At 39.6% G+C, this 22,862-nt stretch carries 23 protein-coding genes; 8 read left to right on the forward strand and 15 right to left on the reverse strand.

What is annotated here, in order from left to right; translation table 11 throughout:
- The first annotated feature begins 143 nt into the window (after positions 1-143).
- On the forward strand, positions 144-515 hold the full coding sequence (locus ACIROD_RS23535; protein ID WP_101225943.1) for a hypothetical protein: 372 nt from the start codon (positions 144-146) through the stop codon (positions 513-515).
- Positions 516-581: 66 nt separating this feature from the next.
- Here the strand turns inward: ACIROD_RS23535 and ACIROD_RS23540 are convergent, their stop codons facing one another.
- From ACIROD_RS23540 to ACIROD_RS23560, 5 genes are all read right to left on the reverse strand, one after another.
- Entirely contained in the window at positions 582-1,304 is a 723-nt protein-coding gene (locus tag ACIROD_RS23540) for an amino acid ABC transporter ATP-binding protein (protein ID WP_076371113.1), read from the reverse strand.
- Positions 1,301-1,957 (reverse strand): amino acid ABC transporter permease, encoded by a 657-nt coding sequence (locus tag ACIROD_RS23545; RefSeq protein WP_101225942.1) that lies wholly within the window; start codon positions 1,955-1,957, stop codon positions 1,301-1,303. Before ACIROD_RS23545 ends, ACIROD_RS23540 begins: the two co-directional genes overlap by 4 nt.
- A 79-nt stretch (positions 1,958-2,036) precedes the next feature.
- Positions 2,037-2,858, reverse strand: a complete 822-nt coding sequence (locus tag ACIROD_RS23550; protein WP_101225941.1) for a basic amino acid ABC transporter substrate-binding protein — start codon at positions 2,856-2,858, stop codon at positions 2,037-2,039.
- A 339-nt stretch (positions 2,859-3,197) separates the two neighbouring features.
- Positions 3,198-4,217 (reverse strand): AI-2E family transporter, encoded by a 1,020-nt coding sequence (locus ACIROD_RS23555; protein WP_230178816.1) that lies wholly within the window; start codon positions 4,215-4,217, stop codon positions 3,198-3,200.
- 427 nt (positions 4,218-4,644) lie between these two features.
- On the reverse strand, positions 4,645-4,875 hold the full coding sequence (locus ACIROD_RS23560) for an excisionase family DNA-binding protein (RefSeq protein ID WP_048687214.1): 231 nt from the start codon (positions 4,873-4,875) through the stop codon (positions 4,645-4,647).
- A 251-nt stretch (positions 4,876-5,126) separates the two neighbouring features.
- On the opposite strand from ACIROD_RS23560, the gene ACIROD_RS23565 reads away from it, so the two are divergent.
- Both ACIROD_RS23565 and ACIROD_RS23570 read left to right on the forward strand, forming a co-directional pair.
- Positions 5,127-6,053, forward strand: a complete 927-nt coding sequence (locus ACIROD_RS23565) for a glycine-rich domain-containing protein (RefSeq protein WP_402944883.1) — start codon at positions 5,127-5,129, stop codon at positions 6,051-6,053.
- A gap of 106 nt (positions 6,054-6,159) precedes the next feature.
- A complete protein-coding gene (locus tag ACIROD_RS23570; protein ID WP_402944886.1) occupies positions 6,160-6,408 on the forward strand; it encodes a hypothetical protein in 249 nt (82 codons plus the stop codon).
- Between the two features lie 123 nt (positions 6,409-6,531).
- On the opposite strand, the gene ACIROD_RS23575 is transcribed toward ACIROD_RS23570, so the two are convergent.
- The 6 genes from ACIROD_RS23575 to ACIROD_RS23600 form a co-directional block, all read right to left on the reverse strand.
- A complete protein-coding gene (locus ACIROD_RS23575; protein ID WP_402944890.1) occupies positions 6,532-11,202 on the reverse strand; it encodes a hypothetical protein in 4,671 nt (1,556 codons plus the stop codon).
- 168 nt (positions 11,203-11,370) lie between these two features.
- Positions 11,371-12,567, reverse strand: coding sequence for an MFS transporter (locus tag ACIROD_RS23580; protein WP_260359087.1), 1,197 nt, complete (start codon positions 12,565-12,567; stop codon positions 11,371-11,373).
- A 138-nt stretch (positions 12,568-12,705) separates the two neighbouring features.
- The gene (locus tag ACIROD_RS23585) at positions 12,706-13,668 is read right to left on the reverse strand and encodes a sensor domain-containing diguanylate cyclase (RefSeq protein WP_402944894.1); all 963 of its coding nucleotides are present in this window, start codon (positions 13,666-13,668) and stop codon (positions 12,706-12,708) included.
- Between the two features lie 242 nt (positions 13,669-13,910).
- On the reverse strand, positions 13,911-14,705 hold the full coding sequence (locus tag ACIROD_RS23590; RefSeq protein ID WP_402944896.1) for a DUF4097 family beta strand repeat-containing protein: 795 nt from the start codon (positions 14,703-14,705) through the stop codon (positions 13,911-13,913).
- Positions 14,698-15,252: an HAAS signaling domain-containing protein gene (locus ACIROD_RS23595; RefSeq protein WP_101225494.1), complete on the reverse strand. Its 555-nt coding sequence runs from the start codon at positions 15,250-15,252 to the stop codon at positions 14,698-14,700. Before ACIROD_RS23595 ends, ACIROD_RS23590 begins: the two co-directional genes overlap by 8 nt.
- Positions 15,249-15,569, reverse strand: a complete 321-nt coding sequence (locus ACIROD_RS23600) for a PadR family transcriptional regulator (protein WP_101225495.1) — start codon at positions 15,567-15,569, stop codon at positions 15,249-15,251. The genes ACIROD_RS23595 and ACIROD_RS23600 overlap by 4 nt, the downstream gene beginning before the upstream one ends.
- Positions 15,570-15,802: 233 nt before the next feature.
- On the opposite strand from ACIROD_RS23600, the gene ACIROD_RS23605 reads away from it, so the two are divergent.
- Entirely contained in the window at positions 15,803-16,861 is a 1,059-nt protein-coding gene (locus ACIROD_RS23605) for a DUF2157 domain-containing protein (protein ID WP_402944901.1), read from the forward strand.
- Positions 16,854-17,390, forward strand: coding sequence for a GDYXXLXY domain-containing protein (locus tag ACIROD_RS23610; RefSeq protein WP_101225497.1), 537 nt, complete (start codon positions 16,854-16,856; stop codon positions 17,388-17,390). Before ACIROD_RS23605 ends, ACIROD_RS23610 begins: the two co-directional genes overlap by 8 nt.
- 84 nt (positions 17,391-17,474) lie before the next feature.
- On the opposite strand, the gene ACIROD_RS23615 is transcribed toward ACIROD_RS23610, so the two are convergent.
- From ACIROD_RS23615 to ACIROD_RS23630, 4 genes are all read right to left on the reverse strand, one after another.
- On the reverse strand, positions 17,475-17,954 hold the full coding sequence (locus ACIROD_RS23615; RefSeq protein ID WP_101225498.1) for a C40 family peptidase: 480 nt from the start codon (positions 17,952-17,954) through the stop codon (positions 17,475-17,477).
- A gap of 200 nt (positions 17,955-18,154) precedes the next feature.
- On the reverse strand, positions 18,155-18,427 hold the full coding sequence (locus ACIROD_RS23620) for a phage holin (protein ID WP_101225499.1): 273 nt from the start codon (positions 18,425-18,427) through the stop codon (positions 18,155-18,157).
- Between the two features lie 430 nt (positions 18,428-18,857).
- Complete coding sequence (locus tag ACIROD_RS23625) at positions 18,858-20,036, reverse strand: LL-diaminopimelate aminotransferase (RefSeq protein ID WP_101225500.1); 1,179 nt, start codon at positions 20,034-20,036, stop codon at positions 18,858-18,860.
- Between the two features lie 61 nt (positions 20,037-20,097).
- On the reverse strand, positions 20,098-20,988 hold the full coding sequence (locus ACIROD_RS23630) for a TIGR01777 family oxidoreductase (RefSeq protein ID WP_402944907.1): 891 nt from the start codon (positions 20,986-20,988) through the stop codon (positions 20,098-20,100).
- 219 nt (positions 20,989-21,207) lie between these two features.
- On the opposite strand from ACIROD_RS23630, the gene ACIROD_RS23635 reads away from it, so the two are divergent.
- The 3 genes from ACIROD_RS23635 to ACIROD_RS23645 all read left to right on the forward strand — a co-directional run bounded on the left by ACIROD_RS23635 (position 21,208) and on the right by ACIROD_RS23645 (position 22,685).
- On the forward strand, positions 21,208-21,408 hold the full coding sequence (locus tag ACIROD_RS23635) for a hypothetical protein (RefSeq protein WP_230178429.1): 201 nt from the start codon (positions 21,208-21,210) through the stop codon (positions 21,406-21,408).
- Between the two features lie 120 nt (positions 21,409-21,528).
- Positions 21,529-21,939, forward strand: coding sequence for a GNAT family N-acetyltransferase (locus ACIROD_RS23640; protein WP_402944909.1), 411 nt, complete (start codon positions 21,529-21,531; stop codon positions 21,937-21,939).
- Between the two features lie 275 nt (positions 21,940-22,214).
- Positions 22,215-22,685 carry a DinB family protein gene (locus ACIROD_RS23645; protein ID WP_230178433.1) on the forward strand — a complete coding sequence of 157 codons (471 nt, stop codon included), beginning with the start codon at positions 22,215-22,217 and terminating at the stop codon, positions 22,683-22,685.
- Positions 22,686-22,862: the final 177 nt, after the last annotated feature.

Genomic DNA, 22,862 nt, shown 5'->3' on the forward strand with positions numbered 1-22,862 from the left:
TGATGTAAGCATTATCATAGATTTAGGTTATGCACATGATAACATCTAACCATTTTACAATGAGTTACGGCGGGGTTAGACTAGTATAAGTAAAAAGCACGGTAAATGCTGATGGATCCATATATTCTAAAAAGGAGATATTCATGATCACTTTATCTAGTGTCGATGAGTTACAGGCAACAGAAGCAGCGCTGGAGAAAATTAAATATTCATACCCCGAACTATTTGATAAACTGCTCCATGTCGTTGCCTTAACACGGGCTCTTCAATTTAAATATCAATATATGGGCACATTACTCATGGATGAAAACCCTAACGAATACACCCCTGAATTCGTTATGCCCTCCGTTATCGGATTATATATAGAGGAAGTTCAAAAGTTAAAGGATGATCCGAATATCCAGGCATTACTTCAGACCTTCTCCCAAAATAAAAATATTGGATATGCCAAAATCAGTATGCTTGTGCTCGGTAAAAGCCCTGAATCGCTTTTAGGCGCTTCATGCATCAAATGAAGCCCCCTGATATACTCCGAAAAAAAAAACCTCCCTTTTATGGAAGGTTTTTTTCTTTACGTGTAATTAAAGCACTTTACTCAAAAAGGCTTTAGTTCTTTCCTGCTGGGGATTATTGAAAATCTCACTAGGAATATTTTCTTCAATAATATAACCTTCGTCCATGAAAATCACACGATCTCCAACTTCTTTTGCAAACCCCATCTCATGGGTCACAACTACCATGGTCATGCCTTCCTTAGCCAGCTGCTTCATGACCTCAAGGACTTCGCCGACCATTTCCGGATCTAGAGCGGAAGTCGGCTCGTCGAATAGCATGATTTTCGGTTCCATCGCCAACGCCCTGGCAATTGCGACGCGCTGCTTTTGTCCCCCCGATAATGAATCCGGATATGCGTTCGCTTTCTCGGCAAGTCCGACTTTCTTAAGCAGTTCCATCCCTCTTTGGGAAGCCTGTTCTTTGGATATCTTGCGGACCTTTATCGGCGCAAGCATTATATTCTCAAGAACAGTCTTATGTGGAAATAAGTTAAAATGCTGAAATACCATGCCAACTTCCGTCCGGACTTTATTGATATTGACCTTCTTATCTGTCGTATCAAGCCCTTCAATGAAAATATGGCCTCCCGTTATCGTTTCAAGTTGATTGATGCACCTTAGGAAAGTGGATTTTCCCGACCCAGAAGGACCAATCACCACGACTACTTCCCGAGGGGAAACGATTGCATTGATATTTTTCAATACATCATTATCGCCAAATGACTTCTTAAGATTCTCCACCTTTATCATTCTGTTTTCAACCTACTTTCGAGTCTATTTAATACAAAACTTAAGATGAGGGTAAGGAATAGATAGATGAAGGCACACGCCAAGTATGGCTCCCATACTTTAAAGTACTGACTCCCCATCGCTTTCCCCCAATACATCAATTCCGGGGCAGCAATGACACAAAGCAGTGATGAATCCTTCAATAATACGATGAATTCATTTCCTAACGGAGGAATCATCCGTTTGAAGGCTTGAGGCAATACAACATGTATCATTGTTTGGACATGGGTCATTCCCAATGAACGGGCCCCTTCCATTTGCCCTTTATCGATGGATTGAATGCCCGCCCGGAAAATTTCAGCAATATATGCAGCTGCATTTAAAGATAAAGCAATGACACCGGCAGTTACTGCATTCGTTTCCCCGGTAAAAAAGGGCACGATTCCAAAATGGATTAAAAAGATTTGAACTAAAAGCGGTGTTCCGCGAAAAACCGTGACATAACAGTAAAATGGAAAGGCAAGCACCTTGTTTCTCATGATTTTCCCTAAACCGATCAATAACCCCAAAAAGGTTCCGATGAGGATGGAGGAAACTGACAGCCCTATAGTAAGCAATGTTCCTTTTAATAAGAAAGGAGCATATTCAAAAATAATATCCCAGCGAAAACTCATTTTGTTTCCCTCCTAAGGCCAAAAAAACTGCGTAACTTCACACGTAAAGTTACGCAATCTTTTTACTATCCATTTATTTTTATTGTTGTGATTTCAATGTTTCTATATCTGGATCAGTACCAAACCACTCTTTATATATTTCTGCATATTTCCCATTTTCATAAATGGCATTCACGGCTTTATCGAACTCCGATTTCAATTCACTGCCTTTTGGGAACATAAGACCATAAAACTCCTCATTGAAACTTTTGCTATCTTCAACGACTTTCAGTTTTTGATCGGGGTTATTTTTCACATATTCTTCAACAACCGTATTATCAGCTACGACAGCCGCAGCTCCGCCTTTTAGTAATTCCTGAATGGCCAGGTTATTATTTTCGAATTTTTTGATATCCTTGTGATTCTTTCCAAGGAGTTTCTCTACCGCTTCCTGTCCAGTAGTACCGGTCTGAACGGCAATGACGTTTCCTTTCAATTCATCTCCAGATTTTATATCACTATTCTCAGGAACGAGAATCTTGTTTGTGGATAAGAAATACGGAACCGAGAAGTCATAAGATTGTTTTCTTTCGTCATTCACTGTAATCGCAGATATGGCGACATCCGCTCTCTTACCTTCGATTTCAACAAAAATCGGATCCCAGCCAACAGTTTCCAATTTAACTTCATAACCCGCTTCTTTTGCAACGGCATTGATGAAATCAACATCGAATCCTACAATCTTATCGCCTTCAAGATATTCAAATGGAGCATAGTTGGCGTCCGTCACGATCCTGAGTGTTTTTCCATTGGACTCTTCTTCATTACCAGTTGTCGAGACTTCCTTACCCTTCCCGCATCCTGTCATGACTAGTAACAAAGAAGCTACCATGGCAAACACTAAAAAAGAAACCTTTTTCAAAATAATCCCCTCTTCTCTCTCGTAAACTCTCTTTTTTTAAAAAACAGATAAATCTAACTTTAGAGAACATTCAGTATATTCTTTTAAGAATATTATACGTTTATTTGTTTTTTTATGCAATAAAAAGTCGATAAATAACTTTAGTAAAATAAAATTTTAATCAATTAACTTGGTAAATCAAATACGCAGCTAAGCTCCAATGGGGAAAGATGCACCCTTTTACCCTTTATTCGAATTAATGGATATTATATTGAAAATAGATAGTGCCACCTTTCAAAAGGTTTAATAGAACAAAAATAAGCAGCGGCCATATTAGCGTGGCCGCTGCTCAAATGATTATTATGGAACTTCCTTATTCCCCTCTTCAATATCTAACATATCCAACAGGAAGATGAAAATCGGTATTCCGATGATCAATCCCCATATCCCAAGGAAATGCTCGGAAAACAATAGGATGATGAAGGTGAAAAATGTTGGAAGATTTGTTTTTGCCGACATGAATTTCGGATTTAAAATATAGCTTTCAATTGCATGGATTACAACTATCATGATTAATACAGCAATCACTTTGGGCATGCCGCCGATACTATAGGCAATCATACTAAGTGGAATGAGGGAGATGATGACCCCTGCAACCGGAATCAAACCCAGGAAGAAAATCATGATCCCTAGACCGAGCAACTGCGGGAAGCCAAGAATCCATAAGAAAGTTACAGATAGGACAGCATTCGTAATGGCTATCAAGAACTGGACCTCAATCACCTTTCCGAATGAATTGATGAATTTGACGCCAAAGTGGCTTAAGTTTATAAAGAAAGATTTAAATTTGGCCCGCTTGAATTTAGAAGTGAAACGAATGATTTTATCTTTTTCCAATAAGAAAAATAGACTAAGCAACATGGAAATGAAAATTTGAAATGCCAGTTTACCGAAATCGGATATATAAAGATAGAGTGTATTCATCTGTGTTTGAAGATCGAGCGGCGATCGCAGCTCGTTCATTATATTAATGGCATATTGAATGACCCTGCTATCTGGTGGATGTTGAAAGAAGAAAACGATCTGTGTCACTAATTCCGTGAATTGTAGCGTAATGACCGGTAGATATTTATAAAGAACGATGGCTAAACAAGAAATGACGACTGCATATAAAAAGCTTATAACAACCTTAGAGTTGATATGCATCACTTTATTCAGCCGAATCATGATAAATTGCTCTAGCCTTCCCATCAGGAAAGTGAAAACAAATGTGAATAACACGATATTAACCATACTGCCGATGCTTATTAAAAAGAGAACTAATACAATTAATGTAATTAACCTTGAAAAACCTTCGCTTTGCAAATACTCTTTTACCACTTACCTATCTCCTAACTACCATTCTGCCGTGATAATTCCATCTACCTTTCATTTTACACGGAATTGAGGAATTCTACTACAATTACCTTCCATTGACAACAAAATTATTTGAATGGGTAAGACTCAGGATGAAGACGTAGTTAAGACCGTTTTCGAATATTCGACCATTATTTCTCAGCACTTTCTGCATGAAAAAACATCTGCCAAATCGGCAGATGCCAGACTTTAGACAAACTCAATGAAAATCGAGTATGTCAAAGCTTTTTTATTGTTTTTTAGAATTTGGACGTTGATTTCCGCTCCAGCCACTCGCTTTCCGCGGGCGGTCGCGGAGCCTCCTCAGCTTGCGCCTGCGGGGTCTCCTCTAGACGCGCTTTTCCCTCAGAAGTCTCGTACCTTCCGCTCCAATCAACCAAATGGGCAGATGTTAATCTTCATCCTTCACATCGATATCTTCGGGGATGGGTTCGTTATAATAATCCGCTAAATCCTTCTTATATTTCTCCATCTGTTCAAGATGCATATTAAACTGATCTTTAAAAATCAAATGCTGCTCACCATCATGAACGGTGCGAATTTTATTTTGAACGATCAAACTTTCTATATAAGATTCCGGCATCGATAGATATTCCGCAGTCTCTTTTACTGTCAAGTACATGCCTTCACCCCTTTTCCTCTCTAACTATACTAGATATGAGGCATTATTTGAAGCGCTTGATTTTTAACTGAAAACCCCTTACATGCCAAGGAAAGGACGATACCCGATTCGGGGTATTGTCATGCAACCTCACCAGCTTAATCAATTTCCGCCAATGGAACATTTTAGATAAAACAACTTACAATCCCTTCCATTAACATGTAAGATAATGTTAAAGCAATATATCCATAGATTAAGAGGAGTGGACAAAGATGACCTTCTTTTATGTCATTCTTGCGGCAATTTTTGCTGTTTTCCTGGTCAATTTCGTTAAAGGGCTAAGTGAACCGGCTAAATTAGAACGCTATCAAAATGAATTCCGTAAATACCATGGTGAAACTTTAGATCTGCATGCAACGGAAATCGTTTCAGAAGCATTGATAGAAAAGCTTAATAAAGCACTGGATTTCAATTATATGGAAAAAGTCAATACTGAATTCCGCCTGAAGCATCCTCGGGACTCACAGTTAAAGGTCAATCAGGCTTGGCGTGAATTGAAACGCTATTTGATTATGGCTGCAGTGTTTGGAAAAGTTGAAATGTTTAATTCAGTCATCGATGAGTTATGGCATATCATGCTGAACTATAGACAGGAATATGATGAGTTTTGCCAGGTTTTCATCGGTAGGACCATTCAGCACCATCCTCATTCAGAACCTGTTTTCAAACCCGATGAGCGCACTCTTTTTGACTTTTACTATGTACAGCTATTTACGGTGGACTCCCATTCCATTCAAAAATGGGGCAAATTTTTCAAACATGATAAAGGGCTAACGCTTCTCCGAGATTTTGAAACGTTGGAGCTGGAGCAGTTAAAAGAGAAATATATGCGGAAACCGACAAGTATACAGGCGGAACGGACCTTTGAATCTTTCACTTCCCAATTTAAAGAAAATCGCCCCATGACAGAATTGAATTGGCGGAAAACGTACGATCAGACTGACTACGCAGCTCCCGCCTATTTCACTTATGCAAGCACTGATGATTTCGACAGCGAATTTAAAGATATTTTCGGTAATGAACCGAACACAGTTTCCACTGGATCCGGCCATGCAGATCATGGTGGCCATAACGGTTCCCATGACAGCAGTTCTGATTCCTCTTCAAGCTGTTCTTCATGCAGTTCTTGTTCGTCTTGAGCTTTTCGCTTGGAGAAATCCAAGCGTTTTTGTATACACAAGAATTAGATGAACTGGATTGATGAAGCTTAATTTTTTACTCAATTTTAAAGGAGTTACAACTGATATGCATGATAATGAGATACGAAAATTCAGACCAGTTTTTGTCTATGCAAATTTGGAAAATAAGAAAAAATTAGTACAAGGTTTAACTGAAGATCGAGTGAAATTAATTCAAGAATTAAAAAAATATAGAAATGCCCTTTCACCATTTTTAATTAATGTTTTGCAAACTAATATAGATCAGTGGGAAATAGAAATTCATGATTTGGAAGAGGAAATAAAAAAAATAGAAGCAGAGAAAGAGAGCTTTTAAGTACTCTCGGTTTGCAGACAAAAAGGGTTCGGAATTTATAAATTCCGAACCCTTTTTGAGATTTCCTTTGAATTTTCGTCCAAGGTTAAGAGCTTGGGTATTTGACGCATTCCATTTCCTTCTTTAATTCCACCGATTGAACCAATTCTTGATCCTTTGTTTATTTTTCTCAAGAACCTCCTTCGATGTCCGGTTGTCTTTTTGTTTTTTCCATTCAAAGAAAGATGCAATTCCGATAAGCAGCCCTCCACCGATGATTAAATACAGCCACCATGGCATCTCGCTCCACATAGAATTGGTATTCATATAGACATTGAATAAAATCGTCCCAGTTCCAGCGATGAAATAGGATTTGTATTTCATCATGAATCCAAAGAGCATTGCTGCCAATGACACGGTTCCGATAATGAGGGCATCATATAAGGTGTTTCCTGCCATTGCATCAATGATCAGGGCTAAAAACAAAAGGAAAACAATACCGCTTTCGATATATTGTGTGATTTTGCCTTTAACAAAGATTCTCCTCAGCAGAGTGGTGCTGACAATGAACAGCGGCAGAATATTCACCTCCTCCTCAAGTACAGGAGGGATCGTGAGCTGATCGACAATGACCCAATACGGATATAGGCTGAACAAAATCGCTGCTGCCAACTGGGATTTTCTTTCCAACATACCTGTCGTCGTGCTTCTCATCAAAATGAAATAGGCCGGAATCAGAAGTGCCGCGATGATTTCCAAAATGAAATGTGCCGGTCCCCCCGTCAAAACCTCCATGTTCATGGCAATAAGAAACAGCAGACCATAGACTCTGTAAAAATCCAATTGAAGTCCTGCCCCGCCTTTATCAAGCAAGCCTTTAAAGTATTTCCTGCTTAGCAGGACCATTATGGCCGTACACCCAAAAAGGACTGCCGTTCCAACGAAAGGCTGTAATGTGCCCGCGTACATGATGATGATCCAATACGGATACAAACTGAGAACTCCCGTCAGCCAAACGTAGATGCCCTTTTCTTTTACATCCTTTGTGAAACTTCCAATCAAGATGAAGTAAACCGTGATCAAGAGCGATACAAAAACTTCGAGTAACTGGGTCAATGTTTCAGTTGCTGGAAATCCCCGATTCATGGCCAGTAAAAACAGCAAGCCATATATCCTGTATGCATCGAAGGTGATTCCTGTTTCTTCCTTTTTGATTAAACCATCGAAATAACGCCGGCTTAAAAGCAGCATCCCTGACATACAGCCAAAAAGGAATAGCAATCCCATTACAACAGATAAGCTGTCGGCATAGCCGACTATGATTAAGAAGGGATACAGACTGACTAGTGCAGCAATATTGGAATAGATTTTCCTTTCTAGCTTTTCCGCTGTCAAGCTTCTCAGGAAAATGAAATAAGCGGTTAACAGCAGCGATACAAAGACTTGGAGTAACTGATGCTTAGTATCATTAAAAACCTTCGCATTCATATCGATCAAAAAGAATAAACCATAAATCCTGAAAGGATCAAAGCTGATGATGCCTGATCCGTTTTTCTTGAGTAATCTGCTGGAATACAGGCTGCTTAACAACAACATTCCTGCCATACAGCCAAAAAGAACAGCCAAACTCGTGACGATTGGGAGTGTATGGGCATAAACTATGATATTGATGAACGGGAAAAGGCCGATGATTGCCGCTATTCCCGAGTAAATGCTTTTTTCTTTCTTATAGATCGTGAATCTTCCCATCAGGATGAAGTAGCTAGGCAACAGCAGGGAAACAAAAATCCCCAAAATCGCAGAACCTGTATCGCTCATAAACACTTCCAGATTCAGAGTACACAGATATAACAAGCCAAAAATTCGATAATAATCAATGACTCTCTTCGTTCCCTCTTGGTTGAGCAATCCTTTGAAAAGGCGTCTGCTAGCCATCATCATCACAACCATACATACAAGCAATACGATAATCGCCATAACCAGAGCTAACGTATTTACATACATATTATAGAAGATGAACGCCAGGCCTAGAGGAACCGCAACATAGTTCCGCCAATTCCTTTGCATGAGCAGATACCAGGCAAACAAGAGCTGTACAGTCATCACTCCTACCCAGACTAACTCGCGGTTAAGTGGAAAGTCCCGGATTGCCGTTTCCAAAATGGATATGCTTATCCCTAAATGAATGAATGGAATAAGGTAATACTCAATGATGCCTTTCCAATTCTTATTGGATAACGCCCACAGAATGGTTATGAGTCCTGCTGTAATCATCGTGCATATTGATGTAATGAATTCCATTTGCTCCATGTTTACCACAAATAAATGGACCTGTAGGAAAAGGACTGAAAACCCTAGGTACGTAAAAACGTATTTTTCCCATTTCACATGCGCCCTTAAAGCACTTAAAATATAAATCGACAGTTGTGCAACATATAGTAACGGTGAGCTTTCCGTAAAAATAATGAGCAAATATCCAACAGGAATCGCCAGTAAATTGGCAAGGTGACTTGCGTAAATGAAATACAGTTTCCCATTTTTTGAATATTTCCCAAGCCATTCTCCTAATAGGAAAAAGATAATGGGGCCGAGCAACACGAACGCAATCCTCAGCACCATTGAAGCAAAATCAAAAACATCGTAGAGTGAAGCATATAAGCTGGCACTTGTAATCACGACAGGCACCCAGAATATGTGCTTCCGATGGATATGGACGGACCAGCCGTTTATTGCGGTAGCTACGGCAATCACTCCGCTTGCCTCCAAAGGATTCTGTGAATCGAATGGAATCGATATCAAGGAAAGGAAGGAAAGAATCTGTCCGCTATATGCAAAAACTGGAAATAATTTATGATATCCCTTTTTAAATGTGTAAGCTGCACCGATGGAAATCAGTGAAACACCCATTAAATAGACACTGAGCGGGATATTTGACCGAACCCATTCTAAACTCTCCATCAAATATGGATAGAAAGCAACCAAAGCCAGTACGAAAGTGATTGGAAATCCGTATAAGGCATTTTCCTTCATATGCTTTGTTTCGTCTTTTATAAATGTGATGAAGAAAAGCCCAGAGATCATGGCGAGCGCCACACTAACTGCAAGCCAATCCATTTCGCTGAATTTAATGGTCAGTATCACTAACATGATCATTGGGGAGATAAGTAAGATACTCTTCCTAAACAGGATGTACCTTGGGTGACGATTATATAAATAAACTCCAAGATATTGAATGACCTGAATAACAAAAATCAGATTTAAGATGGTAGAAAAAGAGACTGGCAATGCAAAGAAAAGGTATAGTAACGCTAAGTCGAAAATAACAACAGCCGGGTACGTGAGGCTTGAATTTCTCGATTGAAGGGAAACATAGGCAAGCTGAGCGGATACTAACATGAGCGCGACGAATATTTGCGCATAGTTCTCCTGGTACACCATCGCGTTACTATATAAGAAAACGATCCCGCTCCCAATCAAACTGGTGAACATGAAGTTCTTGGAAAGCTTAGTCATTTTGGATTTAACCAGATATTTCGATAGCATGGTAAAAATGATTGGTACAAATGCAAATGCGGTGATCATGTACTCACTTAAAAACGAGTTATAAACAAGATGGATATATCCATACGTGAAAACGGCGCTAAAAGCCATTTCATAATATTTTTTTTGGAATTTGACCGAAATAATTAAAAACAAAACAGAAAAGACCATCAACGTTAGCGAATACACCAAGTTGCTTGAAAATAACGTCAGGATCACAAAGGTCTCCACGATAATCTTAAACTGGATAAATTGAAAAATGAATGGTTTAAATAACGTTAGTGCTTTTTGATTTTTCAATTGCTCAATATTCCATAATAGCATTAAATTAAGAACGCCAATCGCCAAAAACATCCACGCAATAGTCGGCGTCACAAAAGCCAATCCGAAATAGCAGGTAATGGCAAACGTGAATATTGAAATGAAAATGAATATTTTCGACTTGAAGTAGTCAGCAATCTTACAATAAATGGCTAAGCAGAGAAATCCCCCAAGAAACCCCAGAAGCCCCCGCCCCCCACCATTAAGTGAAAGGTACTCTCCAAAAATCCGATAATATGAAGCTGATAAAATCGTAATCGGAATGAATAAACCCGCTAGCGTCAAGAATGCAAAAGAGGTCTGTTCAATTTTCAGTTTCGAAGCGATGAAGGCCATCCCTGCAAAAATGACGGATACCATTCCAATGAAGAGAACTTTCAGGACCGCATTCAGATCCCCCCATGAAGTGGTTGCTAAAATCAACCCGCCAAACAGAAGCAATATGACCCCAGTGAGCAGGATGACAGAAATATTCCGTTCCCTGATTTGCTCAGGTGTTTTCTTCGGCCTTACCGGTTTTACCGGTTTCTCCCGCTTGATGGCCTGCTTTTGAATAACCGGTTTCCTATCAGTGATCTCCTTGACAGGTTCAAGGCTCTCCTCTAAACCGGATTCAATGGGAGCATACCCGGCCTTCTCATCTTTCATTATCGATTCGTTCAATCCACTGGATTCCTGAAATTGCAATGAAGATTCTTCGATCAGGCTATCCTGAATCCTCTTATCGGCACTTTCACCGATTACCGTTTCAGTTCCATGGGTGGATTTCTTCTTTTCTTGCTCTAAGCGCTTTTGTTTATGGAGGGCTAATTGGAAATGCCGATTGTATGCCCTGCTAATCCGGATATATTCTGATTTAGGGATGAGCCGCCTTTCCCATAAAACATCCAGCTCTTCTTGGAAAATACGCTTCCTTCTTTCTAATGTCATTTCTTCGTTTGAAGAGTCATTCATTCCAAGCTTCCCCTTCCTTCAAATAGACCTTCTATCATCTTATGTATAATCTCTTTTCGATAATAACAAAGTTTTTCCATTTTTAAAATATTTAGGATAATGCACCAAGGGTGTTCCTACTGACTCAAAAAAAAGAATGACTTCCATTGAAGCCATCCAACGTTTCTATTATATTGATTTTACTTTATCCTCGCTCCTGATAATGCATAAATAAACGATCATTGAAATGAAAATCGAGGCGGCTGCAGTGATATAGATGCTCCTATATCCGAAGAGGAAGCCAATCTGCCCGAACACGATGGCACCTATGCCCACTCCAAGATCGAAAAATGAAAAGTATGTGGCATTAGCCATCGCCTTCCGATTTGGTGCCGTCTTTTCAATCGACCATGCCTGCAGCGCCGGCTGGACAGAGCCGAATCCAAAGCCATAAAGCACTGCCGCAATGTAAAGGACCACTTCACTCGGCATCCATGCAAGCAGGAGCATCCCAGCCATGATGAGTACTGTTGAAGGCACGAATATGGCTCGATGTCCCCTTCGGTCATATAATCGACCCGCAAATAATCTCGTGACCATGAGGGCCATTGCATATACTAAAAAATACCACTGAATTCCATCCACACCTTTTTCCGCTGTATACAGGGGAAGGAAGGTTGCAATTCCACCGAACGTAACGGAAATGAAGAAAATGAGCAATGATGGCTGAAGGGCACTTTTTTCATATATATCAAACCTTTTGGCTCTGACAGCCGCGGAAGGATCACTTTCCACTTTTTGATACCGAATAAGTGATGCTGTAACAATGGCGAAAAATCCCAATAATGAACAGATCAAAAACAATTCTTGAAACGGAAGGACCGTAACTAGAAAAAGACCCAATGATGGCCCGAATGCCAGCGCTAAGTTACCCGATAATCCGTAATACCCCATCCCCTCACCACGCCGTTTCGCAGGGATTATATCGGAAGCAATCGTTCCTGAAGCCGTTGAAGAAAATCCCCAGCCGACGCCCTGTACAATCCGCATCATGAATAACAAGCCGATGCTTCCCATAAAACCGAAGGAACCCACTGACAATGCAAAAATGGCTAAACCGGCAAGAAAAACCATGCGCCTTCCCTTCGTCTCCAATAATCTGCCGGCAATCGGCCGAACGAGCAAGGCCGAAAAAGTGAAGATTCCAAGGACAGCCCCCACCAGGCGATCGTCACCGCCAAGCTGTTCCACAAACAGCGGGAGGGTCGGCATCGTCATTTGAAAACCCATGAAGATGCACATATTTGCCAAACAGATCATGATGAAATCACGTGTCCAGATTTTATCAGTCCCTCTTACCCGTTCATCCACTAAGGTTTCCCTCATATCCCTTCACCTTCTAATTATTATAGTCATTGCCAGTTTACTAAAATTGGTTAAAATAAGCGAATGATTTATTTCGGGTACCTAAATATATATATATAAATAAAAGCCCAGTATGACACTGGACTCCCCCTATATCTTTCATCTACCGGCCCGAACAAGTTTCTGTTCTTTTCTTCGCCGTTTATCTTGAAACATTTTTTGATCCGCTTCCATGAATAAACTATCCATATTTCCTTTTGAATTCGAACGGTAAGCATGCCCAAATGACATACTGATGTGAGGGCCTTTTTTTAGATCGTTTTGCAAAAGGATTTCTTCCTTTAATAATTCACAAAGAGATTCCACTTCTTGCTTGCTTCTATCAATTAGCAGAATGGCAAACTCATCTCCTCCCACTCTCGCTAAAACAGCGATGTCAGAGAATATCCGTTTCAATAGATTTGCCGCTTCTTTAATCAATTCATCCCCTTTCTTATGGCCATGCGTATCATTCATATATTTCAGCTCATCTAAATCACACAAAATCATGTCAACCGGAGTATCAAAATCCAGATTGGATTTGGCAAATATATTATCAAAAAACTGTCGATTATGGATATTCGTTAATGGGTCATGGGACATTTGATACTCAATATCCTGTATGAATCTCACTCTTTCATCGATATTGCGAATGATTCCTTGAACGGCTACCAATTCATCTTTTTCATATATAGGTGTAGCATATTCCTCGAACCACAAAAAATCCCCCTCGATATTTTTCCAACGTTGAATGACCGGCTTAGTATAATCAATCCCACCATATATCTTTTCATTTAGGATTTCAAAGTCATCAGGATGAATCCTTCCGAAAGGGGAGGAAGGGTCATTGTATGCTTCTTCCAAGACGCCATGACCTAAAAGTGTATTGATGGATGGACTTAGATACCTGAACTTGGAACTTGGGTTTGTTTCGTAGGAGTAGATAATATCCTTAGAACTTTCCACTATATTAAAAACCTTTTTTTGCACTTCGAATCCTTTCTTCCGATAGTCCTTTTCCCTTTTCTTGCGAGTGAAGATCGTACGTTTAAATATATCCAATGACAATTTATTGAATTTCATTTTACAGCCCCCATACTTTTGAAGTCATTTTCATTAAAATCTTTCCTTAGATTTGATGGCGGACTTATACTCATTACTTTTAACATAATTATCCTTTATTTATTATAATTCCAAAACATCTAAAGGAAAAACTTTAAATGTTTTTCCTTATCTCCTTAAGTAAATGGGAAAGCTTCTAGCAATGGCATAATAATTGAAAAAAGCCGATTCCAATTGGATCGCGGCTTTTTCATGCTTCATGACTATTTCGTTATCTCGATTTTCCCATTATTCGTTTCCAATTTCACTAAGTTTTCACCTTTGCCAATGACAGTATCTCCCTCATACTTACCAAGGATATCCACTCTCCCATTGTCAACATGAACATCGAAAGTTGTATTTGTCGGTTCATTCTCCGTCTGGATCATGATTTTACCATTATTACTTTCGAAATCGATCTCCCTATCCAAGTCTTTCGTGACCAATGTGATTTTACCGTTATTCGATGACCCAACCAGTTTTCCCTCCACATTATTAAGCTCTACTTTTCCATTAGCAGATTTCACTTCAACTTTTTCGGTTATTATATCATTTAATTCTACCCGGCCATTTTGAGACTTCACATTTAGATCTTCACTTTTCAATCCTGATATTTGCAATTTTCCATTATCGGATTCGACGACAAAGGATTTATAAGATTCATCAGGCACATACACCTTTAAATGTAAGGATTGAATATGAAAACCAAAGCTAAAGGTACGTCGATCTTTTAATTGTACCGAAAGCTTCTTCCCTTCCACATCTGCGGTGAAATCCAACTTGGAAACATCCATCCCTTTTGAAACCAACTCTATCCTTGTCTCCTTATCCTTGGTTGGAACGATCTCTACAGCTGCATTGTCAGTGTCGATCTGAATGTCCGTTACGATTTCCGAAATCGTTTTTTCCTCTGTAGTCGTTTCCTTATCCGTCACTTGGGAAAACGTAAACAGACTTCCTATTACTCCGATCAATAACAATACAAGTGCAATGATCGATAATTTTTTTACATTAATCATTTTTCAAACCGCCTTTCACAAGAGAAGCGTTAAATTTTAAATAGCGAATGAATCCTTTAGTTAAAGCACTCGTAGCGACAAACATTCCCATGGCAATGAAAATGCCAATCCCGCATAATCCCAATGCGAAGAAAAGATCGAATAATTGAAAATTACCTATCGCAAGGTTAAAAAGAACGCCAAACGGAGCTAGAATGAACGCTATCGCCGAAGCCCATCCTGCAATGACAACTCCGATCAATGCTATAAATGGTCCCAAAACGATTACTAAATTAAAGAATCCCAAACCAATGACTGCCCAAACTGCCCGCATTACATTACCTGCTGAAGTAGTTTGCTCGACCTGACCAAGACGATAGGATGCCATCAGTTCCTTGGAAATCTGTTTAGGATTCCCAAGAGATTTGGAGATTTCCTGCTCTGACTTCCCTTCTTCCATTCCAATTTCGAAGTACTCTTCGTAATCTTGAAGGATATCTTCCCGTTCCTCTAAGGAAAGTCTGGTTAAAGAGGCATTCAATTGTTTTAAAAATTGTTCTTTATTCATTGGTTCACACCTTCCTTGATTAATTGATTGACCCCATTGGAAAATTCATTCCATTCCGTCAACAGCTCTTGAAGGTATCTCCGGCCTTTGTCGGTTAAAGTATAATACTTGCGCGGAGGCCCTTCTGTTGATTCTTGTAAATATGTCGTAAAATACTCTTCCTTCGTCAATCGTCGTAAAAGTGGATATACCGACCCTTCCGATATTTCAATTTGATCTGAAATCTTCTGTACAAGTTCATACCCATAGCGATCCTGCTTATCCAATAAGACCAGGACACACAGCTCCAGGACACCTTTCTTAAATTGTACATTCATTGCACCATCACTCCTTCCAAGAGTTCTTCAGTATAGTTCAATAAACAGTACTGAACACCGAACAATACATCTTATGTAAATAAATTACCACACGGTACTGTTCATTGCAAGGTACTATAAATATTTTTTTGGTACTACATGCGTTCCAATAAGGGTAGAAGAAAATTAGCATTATATTCAAAGCGGCAAGAGAATACGATGTATAATAGTAAAATGTGGAAGGAGGAGTTACTTTGGCCAACAAAGAAATAACGAAAAAGCTATTCGAGTTTCTAGAACATGAATTTAATTACCTTGAAAAGGAAGGAGTCATCTCCCAGCAAGAGAAAGTGAGGATGTTAGATTCCTATGACGTAAAAGGAAATTTGAGCTTCATCACTATTCTATTATCCATTGGGGCACTTCTTTTAGGTTTAGGCGTATTGACCTTCGTAGCCAGCAACTGGATTTATTTAAGTAAAGCGGTTAAATTCCTGCTTATCATTGCATGCCTAATCGGAGTGAACTTTGCTGGCGTGAAGGTGCAGGTACGCTTTCCCAAAACGTCACGAAGTCTGCATTATGCAGGTATTCTGATCTTTGGTTCAGGGATTTTTCTAATTGAGCAGATGTTTAATATCAGCATCAACTTCAACAGTTCCTTTTTATTATGGGCGATCGGTACGGTATTCATTGGATACTATTTGAAGGATGTCTTCGTTCTCCTTTTTACCTCTTTCCTGCTTTTCATTTATATTAACGGAAGTATATTCGTTGATGAAACAGCTTATCCGCTTGCCATTCTTGTATTTCTGCCGGCTTTATACATTCTGTTAAAGAAATTCGATTACCCTAAATATCTGACCTTTTTCATTAACGCTTTAGCCATCAATACAATTGCCTTATTTCTTATGGAATTCGTGCCTAAGCTGGAGTTTGAAAATTCGAATACGATTGTCCTTTCCATTCTGTTTGTTCTGGGAATCGTGCTTGCCTATATTCCGGTAAGAGCCAAATTACAAAACATCACCCACATACAAGGGCATATCTTACATGGTATTACTGCACTCTTCCTTACCTTTGATTTTTCAATCTGGTTCCCTTTAGCTTATTTCGTTTTTCTGCTTTATCTCATTCTAAAAGGCAGTTTGACCAGTATCGTGATAATATGTGTACTGATCTTCAGATATTACATCTATTCTTTTGACTTCCTGCCAAAATCACTTACATTCATCATCGGCGGAATCATGCTTATCGGTTTTGGCTTCTTCTTCGAAAATCAACGAAAAAAAGGAGGGGAGCTCAATGAATAATCCATTATTCCGGCCACTTATCGTATTTTCCATTCCAGTCTTGATTCTGTTAGTCTTGGCGTTTCCTCCGGTCTGGACAACAATGACAGGAGATGTAATCAAGATCAAAACAGCCCCGGTCGACCCGACTGACTTGTTTAGGGGAAGCTATGTGGCTTTGAAATACGAAATTGAATCCGTTAAGCCATCACAGGTCGATGACTCGATTAAAACCGAGTTCCATACAAGAAATATGGGGGATTTTAAAAAGGTATATGTACGTTTAAAACAAAATAAGGATGGACTATATGTTGTCGATTACGTAACGAAAGAAAAACCCGGCAAAGGCGTTTACCTTAAAGGGAAATTGGAAATCCCATATGACCTGCACAATGCTGAAACCATTCAGATCAGATACGGTTTGGACAATTATTTCGCATCCGAAGAAAAGGCAAAGGAAATGGAGAAGGAAGCATTGGCCAATCCTTCAGTCGCCGTCGTAAAGGTTCGTAATGGGAATGTTGTTTTAACGGATATCATCATTGAATGAATGAACCCGGAAATGACTAGCAAAAAGAGCATCGGTTTTACGATGCTCTTTTTTGCTGGACTTTTTTCATATGAACATCAGATGTTACTTAATGACTCGCTTTGCCCCTATATATTTTTCTTTCCAATACTTATCACTCATTTTGACGACCTTGACCCCTTTGGTGGTGGTCCCGATAAATGTACCATTTCCATAATAGATTCCTACAAAAGAAACCTGCCCTTTCTTACCTGTCGCATAGAAGACCAAATCTCCCGCTTTTAAATCTTTTTGCTTAACGGCCTTTCCGATTTTATACTGTTCCGCACTCGTTCTTGGAATCTTCATTTCTGTCGCGGCATTTTTATATACATACTGGGTTAGACCGCTAGCATCAAACCCTTTTGGGGTCGTCCCCCCATATTTATAATTGCTTCCCACCTGCTTCTTTGCCAAAGCGGCAACTTCATCGCCATAATTGATAGAGGCTGAAGCATTAGCCGGATTGAATATGAATGCCATCAATAATGCTCCGATCAAAACTATGGCTGCAAGCCATTTTGAAACTGGTAAACTATAACTCATCCTTTTTCCTCCCCAAACTGAAAATGAACCACAATTTTAAATGTATGCTGCATTTCGGTTTTCAGACCAAAATCATTTTAATTAGTGCGATCATCATTTCTGCAAAAAAAAAAACAAATAAACAGATAACGCCGTTGTGTAGCAAGTTACGGTGTTATCTGGTATATTCTACTCTTCAATAGATGAAAGAATAGTGCCCATTACTTAGGCTCATCGTATTGTCGTGCATTCTCACTATCGCTTAGACCTTTAGTAGTATGATCGACCACACCGCCGACCCCAAAGAATGTAAGCGCTATGAAGTTAATGATGCCTAAAGCCCCGTTCAATGCATCATCAGTAATGGTAAAGCCTATAGGGGTAATGAAATTGTTTATGAACGCGGCAACCATCTGCGCCAATAATAAAAGCCCAGGAAGGAGTACCGTGAATATAAACGTCGGATTCTTAAAACGCACTTTCCAGTTGATCATTGCTTTTCCCCCTCTCTATCATATTAAGTCCGAAATAGTTGCAGACTTACTATATATTATGCGGCTTGTCCTTTTTACGTTCGGAAATTCCATAAATAATCTATCTCTCTAGTTTCCCATTAACATGAAAAAGCCCATCAGTGGATGGACCTTCTCTTAAACTATCAAATAGTTTTAAAAAACGATAGAGCGCCTCACTTTAACAAGTAAGTAACAACTTTCTCAAGCTCTATATACTCCTTTGCGTGCCAGTTGATTCCTTCCTTTACTTAAATAAGCTTCTGCCTCTATAGGTAATTTGGAAGTCACCGTCCGCTTACCTTTTCTCTCAATCTCCCCCGGAAATGATACTGGCGGCAAGTCCTCTGCCAGCCAAAATGGTTTATACTGCTGAGGCAATTTATAACCTGACTATATTGAACGCTTGATCTCAAACTCCATTTTTTTCCTCCAAAAACAATCCGATCCGTTCGGCAGCTTCTGTCAATCTTTCGGCCGGCTGGACCAAGGCCATCCGAACATACCCTTCACCCTGCTTCCCAAAAGCATCGCCTGGAACGACCGTGACCCCTGCTTTTTCAATCAATGCATAGGAAAAATCACGTGATTTCCAGCCAGCAGGAATTCTGGCCCAAATAAACATGGTAGCTGAGGTTTTCGGCACATGCCACCCCCCTCTAGCAAGACCTGATATCAATGCATTACGTCGGGACTCATATTCCTTAACCTGTTCGGACAGCAGCGAAAGATTGGAAGTCAGTGCCATCTCGGCAGCTTTTTGGATAGGATAAAAAACTCCATAATCGATGTGTGATTTCAACGTTCCCAGGATGTTCAGCACCTCTTGATTACCCACCGCATACCCGATGCGGCAGCCGGCCATGTTAAAAGTTTTGGAAAGTGAGTTAAACTCGATCCCCACTTCCTTGGCACCAGGAATGGACATAAAACTAATTTGCGGATGATCATCAAAAATCAATTCGGAATAAGCAAAATCGTGAACCACCATGATCTCGTTCTTTTTCGCAAACGATATGACTTCCGCAAAGAAAGCTTCATCAGCAAGGGCGGTGACAGGATTTCCTGGATAACTGATGATCATCATTTTGGTCTTTTTCAATATTTCTTCCGGAATTCCGTTGAGCTGCGGCAGGAATCCATTTTCGGCAGTAAGCGGCATCGGATAAATGATTCCGCCGGCAAGCTCTACACTCGCTTCATAAATTGGATATCCCGGATCTGGCACCAACACATAATCTCCAGGGTTTATCATCGCCGTTGCCAAGTGTGCAAGGCCATCCTGCGATCCCATCAGTTGGAGGACTTCCCTTTCTGCATCCAGCTCCACCCCATAACGCTTCCGATAAAAATAACCGACTGCCTCATGGAATTCAGGCGTACCTTTTAACGTATACCCATAGGAACTCGGATCCTGCGCATACTTCACAAGCGTATCCACTACGAAATCAGGCGGTGGTAAATCCGGACTTCCTACACTCAAATCGATAACATCCAGCCCACGTTTCATTGCATCCTGCTTGCGTTCCGCCAACTCTGAAAATATCCCTGTTGTGAATCTTCCGACTTTTTCAGATGGAGTCATATTCATTCTACAATTCCCCTCCATTAATGATTTATATCTATCATTATAGCAATCAATCTCGAGTACTTTAAGAATTCATCAGTATATGTTCCAGAGCCTCATCAAGATGAGGGAATTTAAATGCATACCCCGCCTTTTCCAATCTCTCAGGTATGACCCACCGGCTTTTTAATATCAATTCTGTTTCGGTACCCATAAAGAAAGCCCCCATTTCAAGCATGGGTGTTGGACAGGGCAGTCCAATCCTAATATTCATGAGCTTTCTCAAATGAGCCATCAATTCACGATTTGTAACTGGATTCGGAGATGAACAATTATACACCCCGCTCGAATCCTGATTCTTTCTCAGAAAAAGGACAATGTTAAATAAATCTTCTAAATGTATCCAACTGAATTTCTGATTTCCTGATCCTTGATGGCCCCCCAGACCAAATTTAACCAAATTCCTATATGGGGTCATCACTCCCCCATCTCCCAATACAATGGCGATCCGTAAAGCAATTTGTCTCGTCTTGGGTAATCGGAAATCGAAAAATGAGCGCTCCCACGCTTTCGCCACATCTACGGAAAAGCCTGAACCGATTACACCATCCCCCTCTGTCATTGGTTTATCCTCAGCATGCCTGTATATCGTTGCAGTACTTGAGTTTATCCATAATGAAGGAGGATTTTCACATTGTTCAATCGCCTTACCTAGCACTTCAGTCGTATCGGTTCGTGAATCCAATATTTCTTTCTTATTCTTGGCATTGTAGCGGCAATTGACCGTTTTTCCTGCTAGGTTTATTAACATATCCGAATTATCGATCGTTTCCCTTATTCCTTCTATATCTTCCCAGCCAGTATGCGGGGTTTGCCTGGAGATGATCCTTACCTCATATCCCAAATTCCTGAAATGCTTTTCAAAGTATTGACCGACAAAACCAGTCCCGCCAGCTAGAACCACTTTCTTTAGCATATATCCAACCCGCTTTCTTTTATGAGTGAATAGGTCCAATGATAACCAGTTCAGCCCTTATTGTGAATTACTTCACAATTATACCATATTATTACATCGACTGGTATCACCACTACATAACGTAAACGTGTTCAACAAATGGTGAACTTGTCCAAGCACAAAGGAATAATACACATAAATTAGTAATGTGAAAATTTATTAAACAAAGGGATGATTGCAGTGTCAAACAAAAAACTAAGAAGAACTGGTGAATCCGATAATGCTGGTTCCACAACTGGCGGTTCAGGTAATGGCAATTCAGAAAATGGAAATAGCAGTGTTAGGACTGCCTTGAGAAGAATCTTAAAAGATTTATTAAACAATAATGGAGGTACTTCAATCAAGGAACCTATTTCAATCAAGAAATTCAGAAAAGATTAAGAGATTTCTTTTTTGAGATTAACATGGAAACCCTTTGGAATATTCTAAAGGGTTTCTATATTAATAAACAATAATATGATCTCCGCTTTTTGGTTTAATAGAGAAAAAGGAGAAGTTATGATGTATTTTCGAGACTGGAAACCTAAAAAAGATATCAAGACTTTAACGGATATTACAATAAGTAATTTTCGGGTTTCGTCTGATACAGTGCATGAAATTTTGCAAAAGTCCCATAAGGTACTTGTAATTTGTAATGATAAAGGTAAAATAATGGGATTTCTTTGTTATAATCTTTATTTATATAAATTCGCTCATGTTAATTATGTAGTCCTTGACAAGAAATATAGAGGAAAGGGAATTCTGCAATCCCTTTTACCGAAATTAGTGGCTCATGCGAGAGAAAAAGGAATCCTTGCAGTGTCCGGTTTGGTAAACAGAAATAACCCTGAAGCATTGCAGAAATTTAAAGACTTTGGCTTTAAACCAATTTTAACTTATCAAGATGACATTCTAATTCAATCCTTTTTATAACAAGGGCCTCCTGCCCCAGCTTTGCGTAATTAAGAAGATAGATTGTGAAAACATGGATTAAATATGAAGCATGTGTTCCTCCATACAAAACTAATGAAACCGCCTGTAAATTCTGCACGAATTCATGGGCATTTTCCCTGTACTCTCATAAATAATAGTAAAAAATTCGCTACCTCAAGTAGTTCATTGAATTTTCTATTTTTTCAAATGAATCCCATTATTTTCACCATCCATTCGTGTATAGTGAATGTATACCTGCAAAAAGGGGGATCTTTATGAAATCGATAGAACTTATCATCTTGAATCTGGAAGAGGTTAGAAGAAGAAACATTAAACTATGGACTTCAATACCTAAAGGCACACTACATTGGAAGCCAGACGACAAGGCAATGAGCTGTTTAGAAATGGTTAGACATGTCCTTGATAGTGAGCATTACTACCATTTATCCATTAAAAATCAAGGCAGCTTACCCGTTTATGAATCACCATTTGAAAAACAGCCGCTTATCTCTGTCGAAGCCGAATTAAACTTTGCGGAACCTTACAGGCGTGACTTTTTGGAAACAATCCTATCCTTCAGCGAGGACGACTTATCCACTATTAAAATTGACCGCTCCGATATTGGGTATATCAGGGATTTAGGAGATATGTTGCTAAGGATCGCTTATCATGAGTCTGTACATACTGGTCAATTATTGGACTACTTAAGAACTGCTGGAGTTCCTAGAATTAGCGTTTGGGATTAACTGCATCATTTTCATAGGGTAATTCATCACGGTGAAGCACCCAGACTGTAGGCAAACTCGATGGAAATCGTGTTTGCCTACAGTTTTTTTATTGCTTGTACAATTTGGACATTGATTTTCACTCCAGGCACTTGCTCCAATTAACTTAGTTTTAAATTCCCCTGTACTTTATTGTTT

It is taken from the genome of Peribacillus sp. NPDC101481, from assembly GCF_044767165.1.
Lineage (GTDB): Bacteria > Bacillota > Bacilli > Bacillales > DSM-1321 > Peribacillus.